A 21,649-nucleotide genomic window follows, 5' to 3' on the forward strand; every position below is an offset into this window, starting at 1 on the left:
TCCCCCTTTTCGGGAAGGCCCGTTCCCCTTGTCCTCCCTTCCTTTGTCTTTGGCCCTTATCCTTAAAAAATGACCGGCATCGCGCTGCCGGTCAGTCAAAAAACAACATAATTTTCAATTCAGGCAGAGAGCCGTTGCGGTTGTTCCGTCTGTTTCAGCAACCAGTCACAGGCGTTACGGGCCTGCCCGCTGGCGCGGAAGATGGCCCGATTGTCCTCCTGCAATATCTGCAACCAGCTTGCGATATAGCTGGCATGTTGCAGCCTGCCGGGGATCCCCGCGTGGGCGCAGAGAAACGCAGAACCCAGCTCCGCCGTCAGCTCTTCGGCGGCATACATCGCATTACCAAACTGCGCCGCGCCAGAGGTTATCGCTTCCCGGTTGAGCCGCGAGGCATGTCCGGTCGCGTGGGTCAGTTCATGCAGCAGGGTACTGTAATAGTGCTCCTGACTCTCGAACTGTTCCGGATGCGGCAGTACGACAATATCCCGCGAAGGATAGTAATATGCCCGCTGCTGGCGGCGATGGATTACCGGCACCCCGGAGTATCGCCTGATCGCTTCTGCCGTCTCCTGTGGCGCATCAACCTGGGCTATCGGCTCAAAAAAGGCGGCAGGCAGTCCTTCACACTGTGCCACGTTAAATAACCGGAACTCCCGTACGAGCGCAAAATGGCGAACCTGCGGGTTGCCATCTTTATCCGCTACCGGCGCACCGTTGCTGCCCAGCACCTCTTTCTCCTGCGGCAGATACAGCACCGCCAGAGAGGATTTCTCACCCTTGCGGACATTGCCGCCTGCTTCAATGGCCTGGTGGAAGGTCAGCCAGCGATCATTTTCATAGCCGTTTTTGTCGGCGCTGCGCCATAAAAACGGCACGTTGATGCCGTGATAGGCCCGACCGGAAGCTGCATTAATCGGGAACACCGGTTCACCATCCCGCCAGGGACGTACCCAGGGCGGACATCCCTGTTGTAGTGCCTCGATAATTTCATCCGTCACTTTCTGGTAAATATTGTTGCTTCTGTCCATATCGTTATCCTCATGGAAAGAAGCCGGTGTTCTTCCCCAACCGGAGAGAACCCCGGCAAAGGGAAGATTCAGCGCTCTGATGAACGCAGGTTATGAACCGCACCGTAATGGTGTGCAGCCTGTCGGTTCTGGCTGCGGGCGCTGATCGGATCAGCCTGAAACAGGGAAAGTGTCTGGCGGAGTGGCGGGCAGGGGAACAAAGAATTGAAACAGCGATGAAAAGATTTCTACTAAGAATAAGTGGACGGTCGCGATAGTTGATGGACGAACGAGACATCCCGCGATGCCCCGTTCGGCCACTTAGAATGAAGTTTTTTATGTAAACAAAAACGATTCAGGGGCGGAGCTCTCCGTACTTATAAGAGGCCGTCACGCCGCCATCAATCAGAATATCGCTGCCGCTGATGTACGTTCCCGCTGGCCCGAACAGAAATTCGGCTAACGCGCCAATCTCATCCGGCGTTCCGCCGCGCCCGGCAGGTGACTTTTCAAGCATGTTTCGGTAAAAATCGCCACGTTCAGCGCTGGTCAGTTCATCGTAGGCCAGAGGGGTGAAAACAATTCCCGCGCTGATACAGTTGATGCGAGCCCCGCGTTTCCCCCATTTTACGGCCTCGGCCATCACCCGCAGCGCATTCCCGCGTTTAGAGATTTGATAGGCGTACAGGCTGTCATCAATTTCTTTAACCAGCGGCAGTTCCAGCAATGCCTCCGGTGACAGGGTTGCCAGCGCATCAGCCTGTGCCTGTGAAAGCGCATCAATATTCAGGCGGTGGCTGGACTGAGAGCCAATCACCACGGCGGAGCCACCCGGTGCAATGACTTTTCCGAACTCTTCAAATACCACCGCAGTGCCATACAGATCCACACGCAGAATATCCTGTGCTTTGGCCTGTGAAGGGGATAAGCCTGCCGTGTTGATTACCCCTTTAATTTCGCCATGTCGTGTTGCTATTTCGACTAAATCCTGTACGGATTTTCGGCAAGCGACATCGACAATTGCGGTACTGACCGTGAAACCTGCGCGGGTCAGGGTGTTTTCAGCTTGCTGGGTATTTTCGGATTTGATATCTGCCAGCAAAATATGCTTACCCACGCCGACTCTTCGCGCAATCGCCTGGGCAATGGCCCCACTGCCAATAACAACAATGACTTCTTTCATGCAAAATACCTCAATCTCATGGGCGAATGTGCGCCGCGCTTTTTCGCCAGCGCACACCTTTGCGGTTTAGTGTTATAACGCCAGTTTAAGAATGGTGGTCAGTGTTTCCTGAGTATAGGTCTCCGCCAGGCCAAACCAGCGGGTATTTCCTTTCAGGTTTTCCAGTATGGCTGGCATATCGGCCTCTGTAATGCCTAACTGTGACAGACGGGTTGGTGTGCCAATTTTATCGAACCACGCTTCGAGCGCGGTAATGCCTTCTTCTGCGGTTCCTTTACCAAATAGCGTCCGGGCAAAGCGCGCAAACTGTGTCGGGTTTTGGCTGTGATACCACTTCATCCACGCAGGCATGACCACCGACAATCCCGCCCCGTGCGGGACGTTAAACAGCGCGGAAAGTGAGTGTTCAATCATGTGGTTAGGGTAGCTGAAGCCCGAGGTCCCGGTATAAGTCAGCCCATTTAGCGCCAGCGTGGACGCCCAGGCAAATTCGGCGCGGGCGTTGTAATCTCCCGGATCTTTTAACAACATTTCTGTTGTTTCCAGTACCGTGGCAATCACTGACTCAACCAGACGCGACTGGATTTTTGGTTGTACCGCTGCGGTGAAATAGCCTTCAATCGAATGGGCGATAATGTCGGCGGCGGAATAGACCAGATAATCACGGGAAACAGTCTGCATCAGCGCCGGATTGACGACAGAGACCTTCGGAAATGTATGTACAGAGTGAAGAGCAAACTTCTCCCGGGTGACGTCATTGGTGATGACGGCGCCGCTGTTCATTTCGCTGCCGGTTGCCGCAAGCGTCATAATCGAAAACACCGGTAACGCCGCATTGATCTGCCCTTTACCAATAAACAGATCCCAGACATCCCCCTCATACAGGGTACCTGCCGCAATGGATTTGGCGCTATCAAGCACCGAGCCGCCGCCCACGCTCAACACCGCATCAACCTGATGTTCCCGCGCCGCCTGAATACCTTCCCGAACCTTAGAGAGTAACGGGTTACTGACAATGCCGCCAAACTCAACATAGCGGATCCCATGCTGCGTCAGGCTCTGGCTAATCGTCGCAAACAAGCCATCGTGTTTGATGCGCTCGCTGCCGTAAGCCAGCAGGACATTTTTGACGTTATGTTCAGCCAGAATCTGGCCAATAAGCTTTTCTTTGTCTGAGCCGAACTCAATACGGGTCGGATTATAAAAACTGAAGTTATCCATCTCACTGCCTCTCTGAAATTAAGTCTCGATATTTGCGAAGTGCCACTACTATAAGAAAATGATTTACAACCAACTAGACGGTAACCGGATGAATCAGTTACAACTAAATGATGTAAATAAGTGGATGCGACCATGATTAATGAATTGCGCTCTATGACGACGTTTGTCCGTACGGTTGAGCTGGGAAGCCTGAGTAAAGCCGCAGATGCTCAGCAGATATCACCCCAGGCGGCGAGCAAAGCCTTAAAACAACTGGAAACGCATCTGGGGGTGAGGTTGTTCCACCGTACCACGCGAAATATGTCATTAACGGAGGAGGGACAACGTTTCTTTGAAGCGGCAAAACCTGCATTAATGGGGCTGCAACAGGCGCTGGCGACGGTGCAACAGACGCGCGAGGAGTTTGCCGGACCGTTACGTATCGTCGGTCCGCGTTCAGTAGTTCAGCAGGTTATTAAGCCAGTACTGATTGAATACAGCCGACTCTACCCGGAAGTTCAGCCCGATGTGCAACTTGATGACGGGATAACTAACTGGGTTGAGAAGCGAGTGGATGTCGGTTTTCGTATCAGTGTTTCGCCGCAGGAAGGGCTGATTGCCCGTCGCTTGTTCCCCCTACAGTTGATCATTTGTGCTTCGCCAGCCTATTTGCGTAAATATGGCGTACCGAAAACGCTGCACGATCTCAGTGCCCACCGGTGTAGTGTGTTTCGTCATGCCGCAACCGGGCGCCTGATCCCCTGGACAGTGAAGTCCGGGGACAATGTGCAGGATCATCATGTTAACCCTGCCATGTCGACCAATGATGAGATGCTGGAGTTACATGCTGTATTGATGGGAGAGGTCATTGCGCAACTGGCCGGGCCGACGGCGGCGCAATATATCCGGACGGGCCAGCTTGTTCCGTTGTTACCTGAGACTATTGCCGATATACACAGCTTATTTTTGTATTACGGAAGTCGTGTCGCACAACCGCTCAGGGTTCGCCGCTTCATCGACCTTGCGATTGAACGCTTAGCCAACAGGCAGGACGTAGTGTTATCAGCAGAGGAAATCAGCCTTGCGCATATTCAGGGGACAACCAGTTACTCATAGTTATCCTGCCGTATTCGGCGGGATAACAAATCAATAAATATGTCGCCAACACTACTGCTTTCTGGTGCTGGCGCGAACTTGTAACGCTGAGGGTAATTCAATGAATTTATCCGTCGAATTACCCGCCAGTAGCTCAAGCAATGTTTGTCCTGCGAGGGTTCCCGTTTCACTCCAGGGGAATTCGACGGCAGTCAGCGCCGGTGAGCAAACGGCGGCAAGAGTCCCCCCGCTCAGGCTTGCCAGTGCCAGAGAGTCGGGCACTTTTTGCCCCGCGCCATGGCAGGCCATAATGCAACCGCAGGCGATTTCATCGGATGTGCAAATCAGCGCATCAAGCTCAGGCCAGGTGATACGAATATCGCCGAGCAGGTTCAGGCCGGTCGTAATGCCTGCCGGCAGGTGAGAGGTCACCACGCGATGCGGGGAGTGGTTAACGGAGAGCATCGCGCTGTTCCAACCGCTTAGTACCTGGCGAAACATAATGTTATTGGAAGCCGTGCAAAGCAGGCCGATATTTTTATATCCGGTCTGTACAAGCGATGTGACCAACTTTTTGATGGCTGCGGCATAGTCAACGCCAATGCTGACCCAGCTCGCATCGCGATTGATGGCGCCAATCTCAACCACCGGCACGCCGGTGTTACTTATCATTTGCGAACAACTGCTGATGTTATCAATATTGAATTGAACAATCGCAGCCGGGTTGTAAGCGAGCATTTGCGCAAAAGCTTTTTCTTCACTCTGTCCACCCTGACCGGACTCGATAAACATCATGCTATAGCCCTGGGTCGTGAGCACGGTCTGTAGTGTTTCGGAGACGGCAAGAAAGCCCGGGGAGGAAAAAGAGGGAACCACGCCCATCACCAGACTGGAGTCAGCAGAGGCAAGGTTGCGGGCCTGCAGATTTGGCACATAGCCCAGCTCGCTTACTGCGGCTTCAATGCGTGTACGCAGTTCAGGATTCACTTTTTCAGGCATGCGTAACGCGCGTGACACGGTCATCGTGCTCACGCCGACCAGTTTTGCCACTTCAGCAAGCGTAATTTTACCGGTGTTTTTCCTGCGTTTTTCTCTCGCGCTATCGTCCGCTTCTAACGTCTGCACTGGTGTCCTCCTTTCGCCTGACTGGGCAGCCATTGTAAATGATGTTTGGCATTTTGCGCATTGCCCAACTGCAAAGTAATGATAAGTATGGATAACAAAGTTAGCGGTAACAAGAATTTTAACATTATTGCCGTGTTAGCGCTAACTTTGAGATGAAGATCACGGTAAGCCGCGAAGAGATTCCACTATAGTAGGCTCACTTTCAATGCTATCGGGGAATTTATGATCACGACCTGGTTACCAACGGAAAATATCCAGATTGTGGATTCAGTCAGTGACTGGAAACAGGCAATTACGTTATCGGCTCAACCCTTATTGGCGAAAGAGGCGATTACTGAAGATTATATTCAGGCCATTTTTAACAGCCATGAAAAACTTGGTCCTTATTATGTTTTAGCGCCTGGTCTGGCGATGCCTCATGCTCGCCCGGAGCAAGGTGCAATTAAAAATGGTTTATCGCTTTTGCATATTAAAAAAGGCGTTTCTTTTGGCTCGGAAGAGAATGACCCTATTTACGTCGTGATTATGCTGTGTGCGCTTTCGGGAGATGAACACATCAATATGATTACAGCCCTGGCGGACATTTTTAGCGATGATGAACGACTCTCAGCACTGCTGAAAGCCTCATCAATGACGAAAATTCAAGCCGTTATCAATGGATAGTGAGGTAGAGATGAAAAAGGTTCTGATTGTTTGTGGTAACGGTTTAGGTAGTAGCTTTATCGTTGAAATGAATGTAAAAAAAATTATTAAAGAGCTGAATAAAGAAGCAGAGGTTTCCCATACCGATCTGACTTCGGCAAAAAGCGAAACTGCCGATATTATTCTTAGCGCCAGGGATATAGCTGAACATCTGTCCAGCCATTCTGCGCAGGTTTTTGGTTTATCTAACCTGCTGGATAACAATAAAATAAAAGAAATTCTTTCCGAGAATCTCTGATTAATTATTTGCGGCCTTACGGAGTCATTCTATGCTGCAGTTTATTATTCATGATGTGTTGGGCACACCAGCAATACTGGTCGGTCTGTTTTCCCTGATTGGCTTATTATTGCAGAAAAAAGCAGTTTCCGACGTTATTTCCGGGACCCTCAAAACCATTATGGGGTTTGTGATATTAACATCCGGGGCGGCGATTGTCGCCACGACGTTAACGACGTTTAGCCAGCTGTTTGAGCACTCCTTCCATATTCAGGGTGTTGTCCCCAATACTGACGCCATGGCGGCGCTGGCGCAGAAAAACTATGGTACCGCGACAGCCATGATCATGGTGCTGGGGATGTTGTTTAACATTGTCCTTGCCCGAATTACGCCGCTGAAATACATCTTCCTGACGGGCCACCACACGCTGTATATGTCGGCGATGCTGGCCGTCATCCTCTCTGTCGGTGGTCTGTCACCGTTCTGGGTGGTACTGGTGGGGGCGGTGATCCTCGGCATCATGATGGTGGTCTCTCCGGCTATTCTGCAGCCATTTACCCGCAAAATTACCGGCACTGATGACCTGGCGCTGGGCCACTTTGGTTCAACCGGATATCTGCTTTCGGCGCTGGTGGGAAAAGCGATCGGTAAAGGCAGCCCGTCGATTGAAGAGCTGAAGGTGCCGAAAACGCTGAACTTCCTGCGTGACTCCTCGGTGGCCATCTCACTGACGATGATGATCCTGTTCCTGATTCTGGTACTGGTCGCAGGTAAAGCGTTTGTTGAGACCAGCATCAGCGGTGGTCAGAACTTTATCATCTTCGCCATTATCCAGTCGCTGACCTTCGCGGCAGGCGTGTGGATCATCCTTGCGGGTGTTCGCATGATTATTGCCGAAATTGTTCCGGCCTTTAAAGGCATCGCCGACAAGCTGGTGAAAGACGCTAAACCGGCGCTCGACTGTCCAACCGTCTTTCCGTTCGCCCCGAACGCGGTGATAGTCGGCTTCCTGTCAAGTTTTGCCGCTGGTCTGGTGAGTATGTTCCTGTGCCCACTGTTTGGTCTAAGCGTCATTGTTCCTGGCCTGGTGCCGCACTTTTTCTGCGGCGCGACGGCGGGCGTTTACGGCAACATCTGCGGCGGTCGTCGCGGCGCGGTGGTGGGGGCATTCGCTCACGGTCTGTTGATTTCATTTTTGCCCGCGATTTTGCTGCCTCTGATGGGCGACCTTGGCTTTGCATCCACCACCTTTGGCGATGCGGACTTTGGCGTTGTTGGCATCATTCTTGGGCATGTCGTGTCACTGTTTAACTAACTAATTTTATAGAGGTGAGGTATGGCAGCTAAATTTTCGCCCTCGTTAATGTGTATGGATTTAACGCAGTTCAGAGAGCAAATTACGGCAATGAACGGTAGGGCTGATTTTTATCACGTCGATATAATGGACGGTAACTATGTGAAGAATATTACTCTATCTCCGTTTTTTATCGAAAACCTGAAAAAAATTACCGATGTGCCGATCGACGTACATCTGATGGTGAATCATCCGGAAGATATTATTCCAATGTGTATTGATGCCGGGGCCGATATTATCAGTTTCCATCCTGAGACGGCGAATAACAAAATATTCCGGCTGTTGAACCAGATTAAAGATGCGGGCCGTCGCTGCGGTGTGGTGTTGAACCCGGCTACTCCGGCGGAGGCTATTAAAGAGTACGCGCACCTGCTGGATAAAGTGACCGTCATGTCGGTTGACCCAGGCTACGCAGGCCAGAAGTTTATCCCGGAATCACTCAACAAAATCAAACAACTGATTGCGATGCGCGAAGCGCATGGTTACCACTATCTGACCGAGATCGACGGCTCCTGCAACGAGAAAACCTTCAATGTTATCTCCCGGTCGGGCGTTGACGTCTTTATTGTGGGAACCTCGGGCCTGTTCTCCCTGGCGGATAACGTCAGCGATGCATGGGATAAAATGGTCGATATATATCAGCGCGAAGTCGCTGCCTGAAAATTGCAGCGCGCTCAGCCGTATTGAGCCATTGTGCAGTGCAAAGAGTCTATTTAACCGGTCTGTCTCTTTGCCTTCGCGTTAGATTTATATGGTTGAGAGCGCTGTAACCCTTTTATATCTGGAGTTCGTGACGACTCATCGCACGCTTGCGAATGCTTTCTATTGATGCTGTGGGCCCCGGCGGCTTTGGCAGACTGCGTGGTGGTAGAAGCCGGTATTGCTGATTACTGATGATCATTTATTTACATTAACGAAGGTGACTTATGGACATTTCGAGTGTGCTGAATGTAAGTAATATCAAATTGAACATGATGGCTAAGAGTAAAGAAGAGGCAATTGAAGAATTAGCTGACTTATTAGTTTGTGATGGGGCGGTCATTAATAAAGATATTTTTCTGAAAGATGTCTGGCTACGTGAGGAACAGGGCTCAACTGGATTCGAAAATCATATTGCGATCCCGCACGGTAAATCCTCAGGAGTAGCCCGTACGGCATTGGCCATTGGACGCACCCAACATCAAATCCCATGGGAAACGATGGATGGTAGCGACGTTCGCTGTATTATTTTGTTTGCCGTATGCCTGGTCGACCAAAATACCACCCACATCCGATTGTTATCGCAGGTTTCAGGTTCACTTGCCGATGAAGAGATAGTGGACAAATTACTGATGGAAGATTCTCCTCAGAAAATCATTGATCTTTTAAACGCTGAAGGCGCCAGCGCTTAATTTAATTATCATATCTATCATAGCATCGTAAATAATCAACTCCTGGAGAGTAGTGATGAATATTGTTGGGATTACCGCTTGCACTGTAGGCATTGCACACACTTATATTGCGCAAAAGAAAATTGAAATAGCAGCAAAAAAAGCCGGGCACAATGTCAAAATTGAAACGCAAGGCACTATAGGTATCGAGAATGCCTTGACCGCTGAAGAAATTGCCCAAGCCGACATCGTCCTGTTAGCCGCCGATGTTAAAGTTTCCGGTGAAGAAAGGTTTGCCGGCAAGAAAGTCGTCAAAGTACCTACGGAAATGGCCGTTAAATCACCAAATAAGCTTATTGAAAAGCTTGGTGAATTAGTCAATTCATAACACCTACCTATGCGTATCCTATATAAAATAAAGGGCGTAATTTATGAATATAAAAGAAATATGGAAAGCAGCAAACCCTAAAGGTCATCTGCTGACTGCCATCTCATTCTTGATTCCGATTGTCTGTGGTGCTGGGTTTATTATTGCCATCGGTATGGGTTTTGGAGGGACGGTTCAGGACTCTTTAGTATCGGGTCAATTTGACCTGTGGCAGGCTTTCGCTACCATGGGGGCTAAGGCGCTCGGACTATTGCCCGTCGTTATTGCTATCGGAATTTCCGGTTCAATCGCGGGTAAGCCGGGTATTGCCCCTGGTTTTGTTGTCGGTCTGGCAGCTAATGCTATTGGTGCGGGTTTTATCGGTGGCATGATCGGCGGCTATATTTCCGGGTATATTGCTGTTGCTATCATTAAAAATGTAAAGGTTCCCGGCTGGGCCCGGGGTTTAATGCCTACATTGATTGTGCCTTTTTTTGCATCCATTTTCAGTGCTCTGCTCATGGTCTATATCATCGGCACGCCTATTGGTATTTTTACCGATGCACTCACATCGTTCCTGAGAAGTATGGGTACTTCATCTAATTTACTATTAGGTGCTGTTATTGGAGCGTTGTGTATCGTTGACTTTGGTGGGCCGATCAATAAGACGTGCTTCGCATTCGTCTTAACTCTCCAGGCACAGGGTATAAATGAGCCAGTTACGGCCCTGCAGTTAGTTAACACAGCAACACCCATCGGTTTTGGACTGGCATTTTTCATCGCCAAACTGTTTCGCAAAAACATTTATAATAACGAAGAAATCGAAATGCTAAAATCGGCGGTTCCTATGGGGGTAGTGAATATTGTTGAAGGAGCTATACCTATAGTGATGAATGATATCGTTCGCGGTATTGCAGCAGCGGCAATCGGCGGTGCTTGTGGCGGTGCAATTACCATGGTATATGGCGCAGATGCAACTGTACCTTTTGGTGGTGTATTGATGCTGCCAACAATGTCAAACCCCATGGCAGGTATTATGGCGCTGATAGTTAATATATTAGTAACAGCGACTATCTATGCTGTCATCAAAAAAGATGTTCCTCGTGATGTTGTTATAAACAATGATCAAGAGGAGGAAGATATCAACTTCGATGACATTAAAATTAGTTAAGTATATACATAATGGTATGCAGTAACATGATGTCGCGCTCACAATGAATTGTGATAATAGAATATTATTATCGCGTTATATACTATTTGCTGCATTCTCTTTTAATCGTCACGAGTAAGAAATGGGTCGCCAGGGTGACCCATTTCTTACAGGCATATCATCACAATTACTTAGAAAGAGTATCGCTTAGCTGCCAGTATAGCGGCGAACCGAATGCTTCTACGTAATAATCAATTACGGCCCTGACGTTTAACGTTGGATGACGAGTATGTGGATAAATAGCAGCAATATTTTGTGGCTCGGTCTTAATCGCCGTTTCCATATCCGGCATTAATTCAATAAGCTCGCCGCTCTGTAGCGTTTCGCCAATCAACCAGTCCGGAAAAAGGACTATTCCCATACCGCCCAATGCTGCAATAAGTAAAGTCTCGGCATTATTAGAAGACATCAACGCAGAGACCGGATAGTGTATCCACTCTCCACCTTTTCGACGCAACAGCCAGCGATTCGGCCCGGATGAACCACGGTAAACGAGACACTTATGTCGGCTTAAATCCGCCGGGTTATCAGGTACGCCATACTTTTGAAGATAAGCCGGTGATGCTGCCAGGCGATAGCACTGCTGTCCAAAAATGCGTGCATGAAAAGATGAGTCAGTAAGCTCACCGATACGAAAAATGACATCAGCAGCATCTTTATGAGGGTCAATGTAATCATCAGTTAACGTCAGCTCAATACTGAGGCGTGGGTAACGTTCCGTCAGCCCCGCCAATTTGGGTGCGACATGCTTTTGCCCAAAAAAAACGGGAGCATTTATGCGTATTAGCCCGGAAGGCTCAAGCGTCCTTTCATTGAGTTCCCGTCGGGCATCGTCCAGGCTACTGGTAACCGCCCGAACATAACGGATAAAAATATGACCGTTCTCTGTCGGAATAATGGCGCGCGTATTGCGATAGAAAAGTTGCTGACCGACCGCATCTTCTAGCTGATGAATGACGCGTGAAACCTGAGAGGCAGAAATGCCTTCGCGACGAGCCACAGTGGAAAAGTTCTGCACTTCATACACTGCAATGAAAATGAAGAGCGATCGAATATTGATATGGCTTAAATCATACATTAATGCAATTCCTGCACAGGTGTTTATTGCATTATGGCATTTTTCTCATTCATGTTCAGGCGTAGTCTTCATCGCCTGCACATCTGGAGATTGTTTGCTATGCAATTTGTACTGATTTTGTTAGTTATCGCTGGCGGTATGGGGCTGTCAGTCGAGGCAGGCTTACTGGGGCCGCTAGGGGGGGAGGTTGGTGATTTATGGGCAACGTTCAGCATATTTGGCGTAGGCGCTGCACTGACTTTCCTGCTGATGCTTTTTTTCAGCCCACGCAATAGCCCGTCATTTTTCTCTTTGCCTGGGTGGCAGCTACTTGGTGGCGTACTCGGGCCAGTTTATGTCGTTATTCTGACCGTGGCCACGCCAGTCATTGGGATAGCGATGACGATGATCGGTATCTTAGCTGGTCAGGTATTTAAGAGCCTGATAATAGACCATTTTGGTTTACTCGGTACACCCCGTAGAAAAATAGACAGCAAGCGAATTATCGCCCTTATTTTTATCATCGCAGCATTAATTCTGGTTGCCAGAGGATAAGTTAGACTATGACATTTATTATGATCGTTTTAGCCATTATAGGCGGCTCCATGTTGAGTATTCAGGCGGCCATTAATGGACAATTGGGTAGTCAGGTAGGGGTATTTAAAAGCGCGTTCCTGACCTTTTCCGTAGGCGCAATTATCACCGCTTTGCTTATTTTCTTTTTTGAACCAAAACAGTTGGTTACACTGATGGATGTCCCTAAATGGCAACTGCTGGGTGCCATGTTTGGCGTACCCTATATCGTTATCATGGTTTTAGCCGTACAACGAATAGGGACCGCGATTGCCACAGTCGCCGTGATCTTCGGACAGTTAACCATGAGCATGTTAATCGATAACTTTGGCTGGTTGGGAAATCAATCCATTTCGTTTTCGATGAGTCGTTTGGGTGCCATCGTCTGCTTAGGTATCGCACTTTTCTTCATTTATTCAAGTAATAAAGTAAAGGCGACCGCCTTAAAACAAGACGTTCTGTCATCGAGCTAAATAGAATCAGTCTCGTTCATCTATAAGGGATACGGACTAAAAATATCTGCATCCCTTATGGAAGGTAAATGCTCCGTTGATGATATACAGAGCTAATATCGCCAAATTGATGAATACACCTAATAAACCCTAGCTAATTCCTCCATCTAATCGAATAAATCAGTTTGCGTTATGCTTTTCCTGGACAACAGCCAAAGGATAACGTGATGCAAACTGTAAAACTGAACAACGGTATTGAAATGCCCCTGCTGGGCTTTGGTGTCTTCCAGATGACGGATGCCGCTGAATGCGAAAGAGCCGTTATCGATGCCATCGATACGGGATACCGTCTGATTGATACCGCCGCGTCTTACCAGAATGAAACCCAGGTCGGGAATACACTGCAACAGACCGGTATCGCCCGTGACGAGCTCTTTGTAACTACCAAACTATGGCTTCAGGATACTCATTACGAAGGCGCTAAAGCACAGTTCGAACGCTCCCTGAATCGGCTGCAACTTGATTATGTTGACCTGTACCTGATTCACCAGCCTTATGGTGATGTCCATGGGGCGTGGCGTGCCATGGAAGAATTGCAACAGGCAGGCAAAATTCGCGCCATTGGCGTCAGCAACTTCCATCCTGACCGACTGGCCGATCTTATTGCTTTCAACAACGTTGTCCCTGCGGTAAACCAGATTGAAGTTAACCCCTTCAACCAACAGCTGCATCCCGTGGCGTGGATGCAAAGCCGGGGTATTCAGCCGGAAGCCTGGGCGCCGTTTGCAGAAGGTAAAAATGGTCTGTTTGAGCATCCCGTATTAACGGCGATTGGCCAGAAGTACGGTAAAAGCGTGGGACAGGTTGTGCTGCGGTGGATTTTCCAGCGAGGCATCGTTTCGCTGGCAAAAACAGTGCGAAAAGAACGCATGGAAGAGAACATCAACATTCTCGATTTCGAACTGAGTGATGAAGATATGTTGCAGATTACCGCTATCGACACCGCAACAAGTGCTTTCTTCTCACACCGCGATCCTGCCAGAGTTGAATGGTTGGCCGGTCGCAAACTGGATGTTTAAGTCGCGATAAAAGAGGCAATTAATCAATGCAAAAACGTTATCTGGGTCAATCAGGACTCGAAGTGTCCGCGCTTGGGCTCGGCTGCATGGGCTTAAGCCACGGCTATGGCCCGGCGACCGATACGCGTCAGGCTATCGAGCTCATTCGCGCTGCAGTTGAACGTGGCGTCACCTTCTTCGATACCGCTGAAGTGTATGGCCCCTTCCTTAATGAAGAGGTTGTCGGTGAAGCCTTAAAACCATTTCGTGACCGCGTGGTCATCGCCACCAAGTTTGGTTTTACCTTCGGTGCGGACAACAAGCAGCAGATTTTAAACAGCCGTCCGGAGCATATCCGTGAAGCGGTGGAAGGATCATTACGCCGCCTGAAGACGGATGTCATTGATCTGCTGTATCAACACCGTGTCGACCCGGATGTCCCGATTGAAGAGGTTGCGGGAACAGTGAAAGACCTGATAGCGGAAGGCAAAGTCAAACATTTCGGTCTGTCCGAAGCGGGTGCGCAAACCATTCGTCGTGCGCATGCGGTACAACCCGTCACAGCCCTGCAAAGCGAGTACTCCATGTGGTGGAGTGAACCTGAGCAGGAGGTCCTGCCATTGCTGGAGGAACTGGGTATCGGTTTTGTGCCATTCAGTCCGTTAGGCAAAGGCTTCCTGACGGGAGCGATTAAGTCAGGAACGACGTTTGGTCAGGATGATTTCCGCAGCCGTGTGCCACGCTTCGCCGAACAGGCGATTGCAGCCAATGAAAAGCTGGTCTCGTTGTTGGGTGAACTGGCTGCAGAAAAAGGTGTGACATCTGCGCAAATCGCGCTGGCATGGCTGCTGGCGCAAAAGCCGTGGATTGTTCCCATCCCTGGTACCACGAAATTGTACCGGCTGGAGGAAAACCTGGGGGCTGCTGACATCATTCTTTCTCCGGATGCGTTGCGACAGATAACCCAGGCGCTTGAGTCAATTAAAATTGTCGGCGACCGTTACTCGCCTGAGCATCAGGCTCGCGTGGGTCGTTAATAGCCGGGCGGGTCCGCACGAATGGCGGACCCGTTATTCCTGGTAGCGAAGCGCATCGATCATCAGCGCAAAGGCCGGTGGATGCTGTTTGCGGCTGGGGTAATAAAGGTAATATCCAGGGAAGGAAGGGCACCATTCCTGCAGAATCTGAATGAGCTCTCCTGACTTTATATAGTCCTGCACCCTGTCCTCAGGTATACAGGCGATGCCAAAACCAGATAAGGCCGCATCAAGCCTTTCCGCCTGCAGATTAAACGTTACCTGTCCTTCAACTCTGACCCGTAAAGGTTTTCCTTCCTTCTCAAATTCCCAGTGATAAAGACCACCGGCAGTCGGTAACCGCATATTGATGCAGCGATGATGTTGTAGCTCGTGCGGCGTGTGAGGTGCAGGGTTCGTGGCGAAATAGGATGGGGCACCGACAATAGCCATGCGCATGTCCGGGCCAATTCGCACCGCAATCATGTCTTTATCAACGCTTTCACCCAGTCGTATCCCGGCATCAAAGCGCCCCTCGACAATATCGACAAAACCGTTATCGACCACCAGCTCCAGGTTAATTTCCGGATATTCCCTGAGGAAAGGTTTCAGTTTTGGCCATACCACGCTCCGCGCAGCATGCTCCCCGGCGGATAAACGGATATTACCGGAGGCGGTGCCGTTGAGTTGCACCAGCGCTTCCAGCTCCTGCTCAAGGGAGGCGATACGGGGTTCAAGGCAGGCAATAATTCTCTCACCGGCTTCTGTAGGGGCAACGCTTCGTGTCGTGCGGGTCAGAAGGCGGATATTTAGCCTTTCCTCCAGTGCCTTCATCGCATGGCTGAGAGCTGACTGAGACACACCGAGCTTACCCGCTGCTTTGGTAAAACTTCGCTCTCTTGCCACCACAAGAAAGATCTGGAGTTCATTGAAGTTTTCTTTGAGCATCGGTGATTTCCTAGGGGAGCATACCCTTCAATATGCATTCATGAAGGGGGTTCATAGACACAATCATTTTAGCCCCATTACTGACAATAATGATAATTGATATTCTGACTGTATCGAAAATAAGTCTGAACTTTCAGAAGGTTTATCATGAAAATACTCGTGGCGGGGGCAACAGGAAGCATTGGCCTTCATGTCGTCAATATCGCTATTGAAATGGGCCATCAGCCCGTTGCGCTGGTCAGAAATAGGCGCAAAGTAAAATTGCTTCCTCGTGGAACGGAGGTATTTTACGGCGATGTTTCAATGCCTGAAACTCTCATCGATCTGCCAAAAGATATTGATGCCATCGTCTTTACGCTCGGCTCAGATGGACAGGGGCGTATTGGCGCCAGAGCGATAGATTACGGCGGTGTGCGTAACATTGTCCGAATGTTCAGGGAGACGACTGTTCACATCGCCTTAATGACCACGATAGGCGTAACTGAACGGCTCAGCATCTGGAATCAACGCACTGAAGTTCATGACTGGAAAAGGCGTGCCGAACGTCTGGTCAGGGCCAGTGGTCACCCCTATACCATCGTCAGGCCCGGCTGGTTTGATTACAACAATGATGATGAGCACAAAATCGTTATGCTCCAGGGGGATCGACGCCATACAGGAACACCAGAAGATGGTGTGATATCCCGGGAGCAAATCGCCAGGGTTCTGGTCAGTGCCCTGGGCAACCACGCGGCAAAAAATAAAACGTTTGAGCTAGTGGCTGAACGAGGCGAAGCGCAGCAGGATCTTACGCCTCTATTTGCAGACCTGCAGGCGGATAATCTGCAAAAAAATGATGGGGTTTTAGATATGGACAATATGCCACTCGTGGAAGAACCTGAGTGCATTATTAACGAGCTGAATTTCAATTTAAAAAATTTAACCAATCAAAAAGCCTGACAATTTTGTTAAATAGTGGGCAGTCTTATGATAGCTGAGGTTTGTATATTTAAATATACAGACTTAGAAGGTTTCTCCTGATATGTGTCCGGCTTCAGATATATTTTATAAACAGTCATTAGAGATGAAAACACTGCTTATTACTACATTGGTCATAGAATTTATTTCTGCAAATACCGTATCTGCAGCTCAGCAAATAAATTATGCAGATGGAAAGAAGAGATGAGCATAGTCTCAGCGAGAATTTCTGCGGTGCCCGTCCCGGTTGGGGCGCGGCTTCACAAAACTTCAGCCTCTGCCGCATTGATCTATTCCCTGCGATGAATGCTGGTAACGCGTTTACGATTTTCCCCATCAGAACATTATCAGGACATTATGAACAAGCAAAAAAACATTTCTCCGGCAGGGCGCGCTGCGACATCCGGCGTCTTTTTTATCGTTATTCTCGGCGCATTAATGGCCTTTACCTCTCTTTCCACCGATATTTATCTGCCTTCTATGCCGATGATGGCCTCTGAATTGCAGGGGAATGTGGAGCTGACCATTACCGGTTTTCTGATAGGGTTCTCGCTGGCGCAGTTGATTTGGGGACCAATCAGCGATCGTATCGGGCGCCGCGTGCCATTGTTTATCGGCATGGTATTGTTTGTGATCGGTTCAGCCGGATGCGCGATGTCTTCCAGTATGCCGCAGATTGTTTTCTGGCGCGTGTTTCAGGCCTTTGGTGCCTGTACCGGACCAATGCTGGCAAGGGCGATGATCCGCGATCTCTATGTCCGCACGCGCGCGGCGCAAATGCTTTCGACGCTGGTCATCATCAGTGCTATCGCGCCGGTGATTGGCCCTCTGCTGGGCGGACAGATTGTCACCGTTGCCTCCTGGCGCGCCGTGTTCTGGCTGTTGGTGGTACTGGGTGGGACGATGTTTATTGCGCTCTGGTGGTTACCGGAAACGCTGCCGGGTGAAAAGCGACTGACAACGCCGCTGAGCAGCGCCTTCGGCAACTATATTTCGTTACTGCAGAATCGCGAATTTATGCGTTATACCCTCTGCGTCAGCTTTTTCTACGTGGCCGCTTACGCCTTTATTGCCGGTTCGCCGTTTGTCTACATCAGCTATTTCCATGTTGACCCACAGCATTACGGCTGGCTGTTTAGCATCAATATCATTGGTGTGATGGGACTGAGCTCCATTAATCGCCGTCTGGTGCAGCGTCATCCGTTGCATACGTTGTTGCGGGTTGCGGCGCTTGTTGCCGCTCTGGCAACTGTTGTGCTGGCCGCTGGCGCGAAAATGCAGACTGGCGGCATGGCGATGATGGTCGTGACGATTTTTATCTTTTTCTCCATGAACGGCATTATTGCCGCAGCATCGACGGCGGCGGCGCTGGATACCGTGCCATCCAATATGGCGGGGTCGGCTTCTGCGCTGATCGGCTCGTTGCAGTACGGCAGCGGGATTGTGTCATCGCTTTTACTCTCGGCGATGAGCGACGGCACGCCGTGGACAATGTCGTGGATCATGATGGTATTTACACTGTTGAGCCTGGTGATGGTAATCAAACGAAAAGTGCATTGATGGCGGAACGGTCCGTTGCGTTTTCAGGGGATCCGCGTTTTATTTGCCATCATTTTTCTGTGGTGTTCTCCGGCGCTTCTGACATCGCCAACTTAATTTCCTGGTACCCCTGAAATGGGGTCACCTGGCCGGATCATACAGAACGTAGAGGTTGGTCCTTGAGTGAGTATCTCTGTCATTTACTTTACAGTCAGGGTAATAAACCTGATCGCTGAGTCCTGATTCTTTCCTGGGGTTCTGGCGCCTTTACCAAAATAACCTGTCTGTATTTATGAATTCACTGCATAGGTCAAATCATGAATGACGGGCTAATCATGGTGGCGTTCCTCGCCTAAAATGGTGTTTTAACATAACGGGAGCTTTGCCGTGGAATACTCAGTATTAAGTAACAACCTCAAAATGCCGATGGTCGGTTTTGGCGTGTTTAAGGTCACCGATAAGGAAGAGTGTAAGCAGTCGGTGTTAAGCGCTATTCGTACCGGTTATCGCCTTATTGACACCGCAGCCGTCTACGGTAATGAAGATGCCGTAGGTGACGCGGTTCGTGAGGCCATCGCCGAAGGGCTGTGTACCCGTGAGGAATTATTTATTACCTCAAAACTGTGGGTTCAGGACATGGCCAACGGCGATATGGCCAAAGCCGGTATCGAGGCGTCGCTGAAAAAATCGGGTCTGGAATACTTTGATCTCTATTTGTTGCATCAGGCCATGGGCGATTATTTCAGCGCCTGGCGCGCGTTGGAACAGGCTTATGAAGCCGGTAAATTGAGAGCCATTGGCGTATCCAACTTCTATGCGCATGTCTTAGCCAATTTCTGTGAAACCGTCAGAATTAAGCCTATGGTGAACCAGGTAGAATTACATCCTTACTTCGCGCAACCCGCCGCGCTGGAAACCATGAAGCGCTATAACGTTCAGCCTGAAGCCTGGGCGCCGTTAGGCGGCGGAAGACATAAACCGTATGAAGATGAAATGCTTCAGGGGATTGCCGCTGCCCATCAAAAAACCATTGCTCAGATTGTTCTGCGCTGGAACGTGCAGCGCGGTGTCACGGTAATTCCTAAATCTACCCGGCAGGAACGTATTGCAGAAAACTTTTCCCTCTGGGATTTCTCATTGACTGATAGCGAAATGGCGCAAATCAGCGCGCTGGATTTAGGCTATGTGGGTGAAGCGGTGAAACATTTTAATCCTGAATTTGTTCGCGGTTGTCTGGGGGTTAAAATCCATGACTGAGCGGGTAGAAAAGGGCGCGAGATCGGATAGCGGAGTACTATTTATCCCACGGTACAAAAGTGGCTGCCTGCAATAATGCGACAACCGCAGCCAAAAACGCGGAGAAAAAGTAAGCCGAACGTTGTAAACCAACCCACCACTTCTTCAGTGCATCTGTATCGTTGGATGACCTTAGACCTGTTTCTTATGATATTGTAATAACGATTACAATATGCTTCGAAAGATCATGTCTTCAAGGAGTAATGTCGTGAGCACGACGAAAGCGAATCGAACCCCAGGGCGCCCACGTAAGTTCGATCCAATGCAGGCGGTGGAAACGGCGCAACACCTTTTCCACTCGCGAGGTTATGATGCGGTGAGCGTTGCCGACCTGACAAAAGCGTTCGGGATTAACCCGCCCAGCTTCTATGCCGCTTTTGGCAGTAAACTTGGGTTATATACCTGCGTACTGGATCGCTATAGCCGCACCGGCGCAATCCCTTTTGCGACGCTTTTACGTGCCGATCGTCCGGTGGTTGAATGTTTGATTGATGTTCTGCATGAGGCGGCAAGGCGCTACGTTGCCGACCGGAGCGCTGCTGGTTGCCTGGTACTGGAAGGAACCCATTGCAACGATCCTGAGGCACGTGAAGCGGCTTGTGAATTGCATGTTGCTGCCGAAGAGAGTATTCGGAACTATATTGCGGAGCAATATCCGCAGGATGCCGTTCGCTTAACTGACTTTATGAGTACGCTGATGTCCGGCCTTTCTGCGAAAGCGCGGGCAGGGGATAGCCTGGAGCGGTTACTGGAAACCGTGCGCCTGGCGGGGCTGGCGCTGCGGCAAGTACTTTCACGGTGATACAGGCCTTGCTTCTGCGGGTGAGAAGGTTTGTCCGCGCGACACCTCTCTGCGGGGCGTAAAACTGCGCGTGAGCATCGGTGTTGTCGCGGACCAGGCTACAGTATTGTGTGAGTTAAATAACGGTTTTAAGCCAGGCTTCAATATCCTGGGTCGCTATATGATTCTGTACATTCCAGGTGTCGCTCATTGGCCACCACATGCCATCTCCTCGCGCGAAAGCTGCGCGATAGCGAAGCATCGGATCGTCAGGATTTAAATGCAGGGCGTCCAGTAAGCCTGAGAGTGTTAATACGCTCTTGTCAAAGGTGTGTTTGGTCACGCGTTCAACCGTTTCAGCCAGCTTTCCATAAGAAGTCGTCTCTCCTGCGACAAAGAGCACTTCGTTAGCGATCCGCGGCTGATGCAAATAAATTTCGCTGGTTAGCCGACCAATATCTTCCGGTGATGTCACAGTGACTTGAGTTTCCCATCCTCCTAATGCCTTGATGGTTTTTTCAGATAGGTTCACCACATCAAATGCGGGTTCGAAGAGAAAACTGGTGAACATGCCGGTTGAAACAATGACCCATTCCGTTGTCTTCTGTGCCCGCAGCAGTATTCTGACGTCATACTGTTCATCCCAGACGGGCTGACCGCTGCCTTTACCTACCACATCGTAATTTACGCCAAACTGCCAGGGGAAATAGCGGTTAACGCCAGCATCCACGACGGCGTGTGCGATCTTTATCTGTGTTCCGGGACCGGCGACAAAGCCCATGCAGTTGATAATGGTCTCAAAATTCATAAAGCAGGTTGTTAACGTTTCAGTCGTGCTGGCGGCGACATCAAGAGAGATAAACTCAGCTCCCGCGTCAGCCAGTTTTTGATGAACATCAGAAAACAATTTGCCCTGTTCATCCATGGCGCCTGGCGACACAATAACGCAGATGCTGCCATTACGCGCTATGACCTCTGGAAGCAGATAGTGCAGCACAGCAGCGCCCAGTTGTCCCGCGCCAAGCACTAATACTTTTTCACCCGTTGTAATATCACGCTCTTTCATATTGAACCTCTTTTGGTAAATCGCCGGTTACTAGCGAGTAGAGAGAGGTTATGTCAGTGTTCTGTATTCGATA

General features: G+C 49.8%; 23 protein-coding genes. 16 read left to right on the top strand and 7 right to left on the bottom strand.

The window, feature by feature from the left end; translation table 11 throughout:
• Positions 1-119: 119 nt before the first annotated feature.
• The 3 genes from PGQ95_RS06090 to PGQ95_RS06100 all read right to left on the bottom strand — a co-directional run bounded on the left by PGQ95_RS06090 (position 120) and on the right by PGQ95_RS06100 (position 3,414).
• Positions 120-1,031 (bottom strand): ArdC family protein, encoded by a 912-nt coding sequence (locus PGQ95_RS06090; protein WP_430917297.1) that lies wholly within the window; start codon positions 1,029-1,031, stop codon positions 120-122.
• A gap of 334 nt (positions 1,032-1,365) precedes the next feature.
• Complete coding sequence (locus tag PGQ95_RS06095; protein WP_430917299.1) at positions 1,366-2,193, bottom strand: SDR family oxidoreductase; 828 nt, start codon at positions 2,191-2,193, stop codon at positions 1,366-1,368.
• Between the two features lie 72 nt (positions 2,194-2,265).
• Complete coding sequence (locus tag PGQ95_RS06100) at positions 2,266-3,414, bottom strand: iron-containing alcohol dehydrogenase (protein WP_430917301.1); 1,149 nt, start codon at positions 3,412-3,414, stop codon at positions 2,266-2,268.
• Positions 3,415-3,546: 132 nt separating this feature from the next.
• Between PGQ95_RS06100 and PGQ95_RS06105 the strand changes: the two genes are divergently transcribed.
• The gene (locus PGQ95_RS06105) at positions 3,547-4,509 is read left to right on the top strand and encodes a LysR family transcriptional regulator (protein ID WP_213795062.1); all 963 of its coding nucleotides are present in this window, start codon (positions 3,547-3,549) and stop codon (positions 4,507-4,509) included.
• Positions 4,510-4,560: 51 nt separating this feature from the next.
• Here the strand turns inward: PGQ95_RS06105 and PGQ95_RS06110 are convergent, their stop codons facing one another.
• Positions 4,561-5,613, bottom strand: a complete 1,053-nt coding sequence (locus tag PGQ95_RS06110; protein ID WP_015366285.1) for a LacI family DNA-binding transcriptional regulator — start codon at positions 5,611-5,613, stop codon at positions 4,561-4,563.
• 222 nt (positions 5,614-5,835) lie between these two features.
• Between PGQ95_RS06110 and PGQ95_RS06115 the strand changes: the two genes are divergently transcribed.
• The 7 genes from PGQ95_RS06115 to PGQ95_RS06145 all read left to right on the top strand — a co-directional run bounded on the left by PGQ95_RS06115 (position 5,836) and on the right by PGQ95_RS06145 (position 10,794).
• Positions 5,836-6,276 (top strand): PTS sugar transporter subunit IIA, encoded by a 441-nt coding sequence (locus PGQ95_RS06115; RefSeq protein ID WP_020078611.1) that lies wholly within the window; start codon positions 5,836-5,838, stop codon positions 6,274-6,276.
• Between the two features lie 10 nt (positions 6,277-6,286).
• Entirely contained in the window at positions 6,287-6,553 is a 267-nt protein-coding gene (locus PGQ95_RS06120) for a PTS sugar transporter subunit IIB (RefSeq protein WP_087859397.1), read from the top strand.
• Positions 6,554-6,584: 31 nt separating this feature from the next.
• A complete protein-coding gene (locus PGQ95_RS06125) occupies positions 6,585-7,847 on the top strand; it encodes a PTS ascorbate transporter subunit IIC (protein WP_430917303.1) in 1,263 nt (420 codons plus the stop codon).
• Positions 7,848-7,868: 21 nt separating this feature from the next.
• Positions 7,869-8,546 carry a D-allulose 6-phosphate 3-epimerase gene (gene alsE / locus PGQ95_RS06130; RefSeq protein WP_213316255.1) on the top strand — a complete coding sequence of 226 codons (678 nt, stop codon included), beginning with the start codon at positions 7,869-7,871 and terminating at the stop codon, positions 8,544-8,546.
• A 266-nt stretch (positions 8,547-8,812) separates the two neighbouring features.
• Entirely contained in the window at positions 8,813-9,277 is a 465-nt protein-coding gene (locus tag PGQ95_RS06135; protein WP_430917305.1) for a PTS sugar transporter subunit IIA, read from the top strand.
• A gap of 55 nt (positions 9,278-9,332) precedes the next feature.
• On the top strand, positions 9,333-9,644 hold the full coding sequence (locus tag PGQ95_RS06140; protein ID WP_001028229.1) for a PTS fructose transporter subunit IIB: 312 nt from the start codon (positions 9,333-9,335) through the stop codon (positions 9,642-9,644).
• Between the two features lie 43 nt (positions 9,645-9,687).
• A complete protein-coding gene (locus tag PGQ95_RS06145; protein WP_430917307.1) occupies positions 9,688-10,794 on the top strand; it encodes a PTS fructose transporter subunit IIC in 1,107 nt (368 codons plus the stop codon).
• Between the two features lie 166 nt (positions 10,795-10,960).
• On the opposite strand, the gene PGQ95_RS06150 is transcribed toward PGQ95_RS06145, so the two are convergent.
• On the bottom strand, positions 10,961-11,911 hold the full coding sequence (locus PGQ95_RS06150) for a LysR substrate-binding domain-containing protein (protein WP_430917309.1): 951 nt from the start codon (positions 11,909-11,911) through the stop codon (positions 10,961-10,963).
• Between the two features lie 99 nt (positions 11,912-12,010).
• Between PGQ95_RS06150 and PGQ95_RS06155 the strand changes: the two genes are divergently transcribed.
• From PGQ95_RS06155 to PGQ95_RS06170, 4 genes are all read left to right on the top strand, one after another.
• Positions 12,011-12,445 carry a DMT family transporter gene (locus PGQ95_RS06155; RefSeq protein ID WP_079774349.1) on the top strand — a complete coding sequence of 145 codons (435 nt, stop codon included), beginning with the start codon at positions 12,011-12,013 and terminating at the stop codon, positions 12,443-12,445.
• 8 nt (positions 12,446-12,453) lie between these two features.
• The gene (locus PGQ95_RS06160; protein ID WP_430917311.1) at positions 12,454-12,936 is read left to right on the top strand and encodes a DMT family transporter; all 483 of its coding nucleotides are present in this window, start codon (positions 12,454-12,456) and stop codon (positions 12,934-12,936) included.
• 206 nt (positions 12,937-13,142) lie between these two features.
• Complete coding sequence (locus PGQ95_RS06165) at positions 13,143-13,994, top strand: aldo/keto reductase (RefSeq protein ID WP_430917313.1); 852 nt, start codon at positions 13,143-13,145, stop codon at positions 13,992-13,994.
• Between the two features lie 26 nt (positions 13,995-14,020).
• Positions 14,021-15,010 (top strand): aldo/keto reductase, encoded by a 990-nt coding sequence (locus PGQ95_RS06170; protein WP_430917315.1) that lies wholly within the window; start codon positions 14,021-14,023, stop codon positions 15,008-15,010.
• Positions 15,011-15,043: 33 nt separating this feature from the next.
• Here the strand turns inward: PGQ95_RS06170 and PGQ95_RS06175 are convergent, their stop codons facing one another.
• A complete protein-coding gene (locus tag PGQ95_RS06175; RefSeq protein ID WP_086630276.1) occupies positions 15,044-15,937 on the bottom strand; it encodes a LysR family transcriptional regulator in 894 nt (297 codons plus the stop codon).
• Between the two features lie 147 nt (positions 15,938-16,084).
• Between PGQ95_RS06175 and PGQ95_RS06180 the strand changes: the two genes are divergently transcribed.
• The 4 genes from PGQ95_RS06180 to PGQ95_RS06195 all read left to right on the top strand — a co-directional run bounded on the left by PGQ95_RS06180 (position 16,085) and on the right by PGQ95_RS06195 (position 20,531).
• A complete protein-coding gene (locus PGQ95_RS06180; protein ID WP_430917317.1) occupies positions 16,085-16,876 on the top strand; it encodes an SDR family oxidoreductase in 792 nt (263 codons plus the stop codon).
• Positions 16,877-17,251: 375 nt separating this feature from the next.
• Positions 17,252-18,454: a multidrug effflux MFS transporter gene (locus tag PGQ95_RS06185; RefSeq protein WP_430917319.1), complete on the top strand. Its 1,203-nt coding sequence runs from the start codon at positions 17,252-17,254 to the stop codon at positions 18,452-18,454.
• A 366-nt stretch (positions 18,455-18,820) separates the two neighbouring features.
• A complete protein-coding gene (locus PGQ95_RS06190; protein WP_113373179.1) occupies positions 18,821-19,690 on the top strand; it encodes an aldo/keto reductase in 870 nt (289 codons plus the stop codon).
• Positions 19,691-19,937: 247 nt separating this feature from the next.
• Entirely contained in the window at positions 19,938-20,531 is a 594-nt protein-coding gene (locus PGQ95_RS06195) for a TetR/AcrR family transcriptional regulator (protein WP_259678458.1), read from the top strand.
• A 115-nt stretch (positions 20,532-20,646) separates the two neighbouring features.
• Here the strand turns inward: PGQ95_RS06195 and PGQ95_RS06200 are convergent, their stop codons facing one another.
• The gene (locus PGQ95_RS06200; RefSeq protein ID WP_430917322.1) at positions 20,647-21,576 is read right to left on the bottom strand and encodes an aromatic alcohol reductase; all 930 of its coding nucleotides are present in this window, start codon (positions 21,574-21,576) and stop codon (positions 20,647-20,649) included.
• Positions 21,577-21,649: the final 73 nt, after the last annotated feature.

Origin of the sequence: Klebsiella sp. 141240 (genome assembly GCF_050600805.1) — a bacterium.
GTDB classification, from domain to species: domain Bacteria; phylum Pseudomonadota; class Gammaproteobacteria; order Enterobacterales; family Enterobacteriaceae; genus Klebsiella; species Klebsiella aerogenes.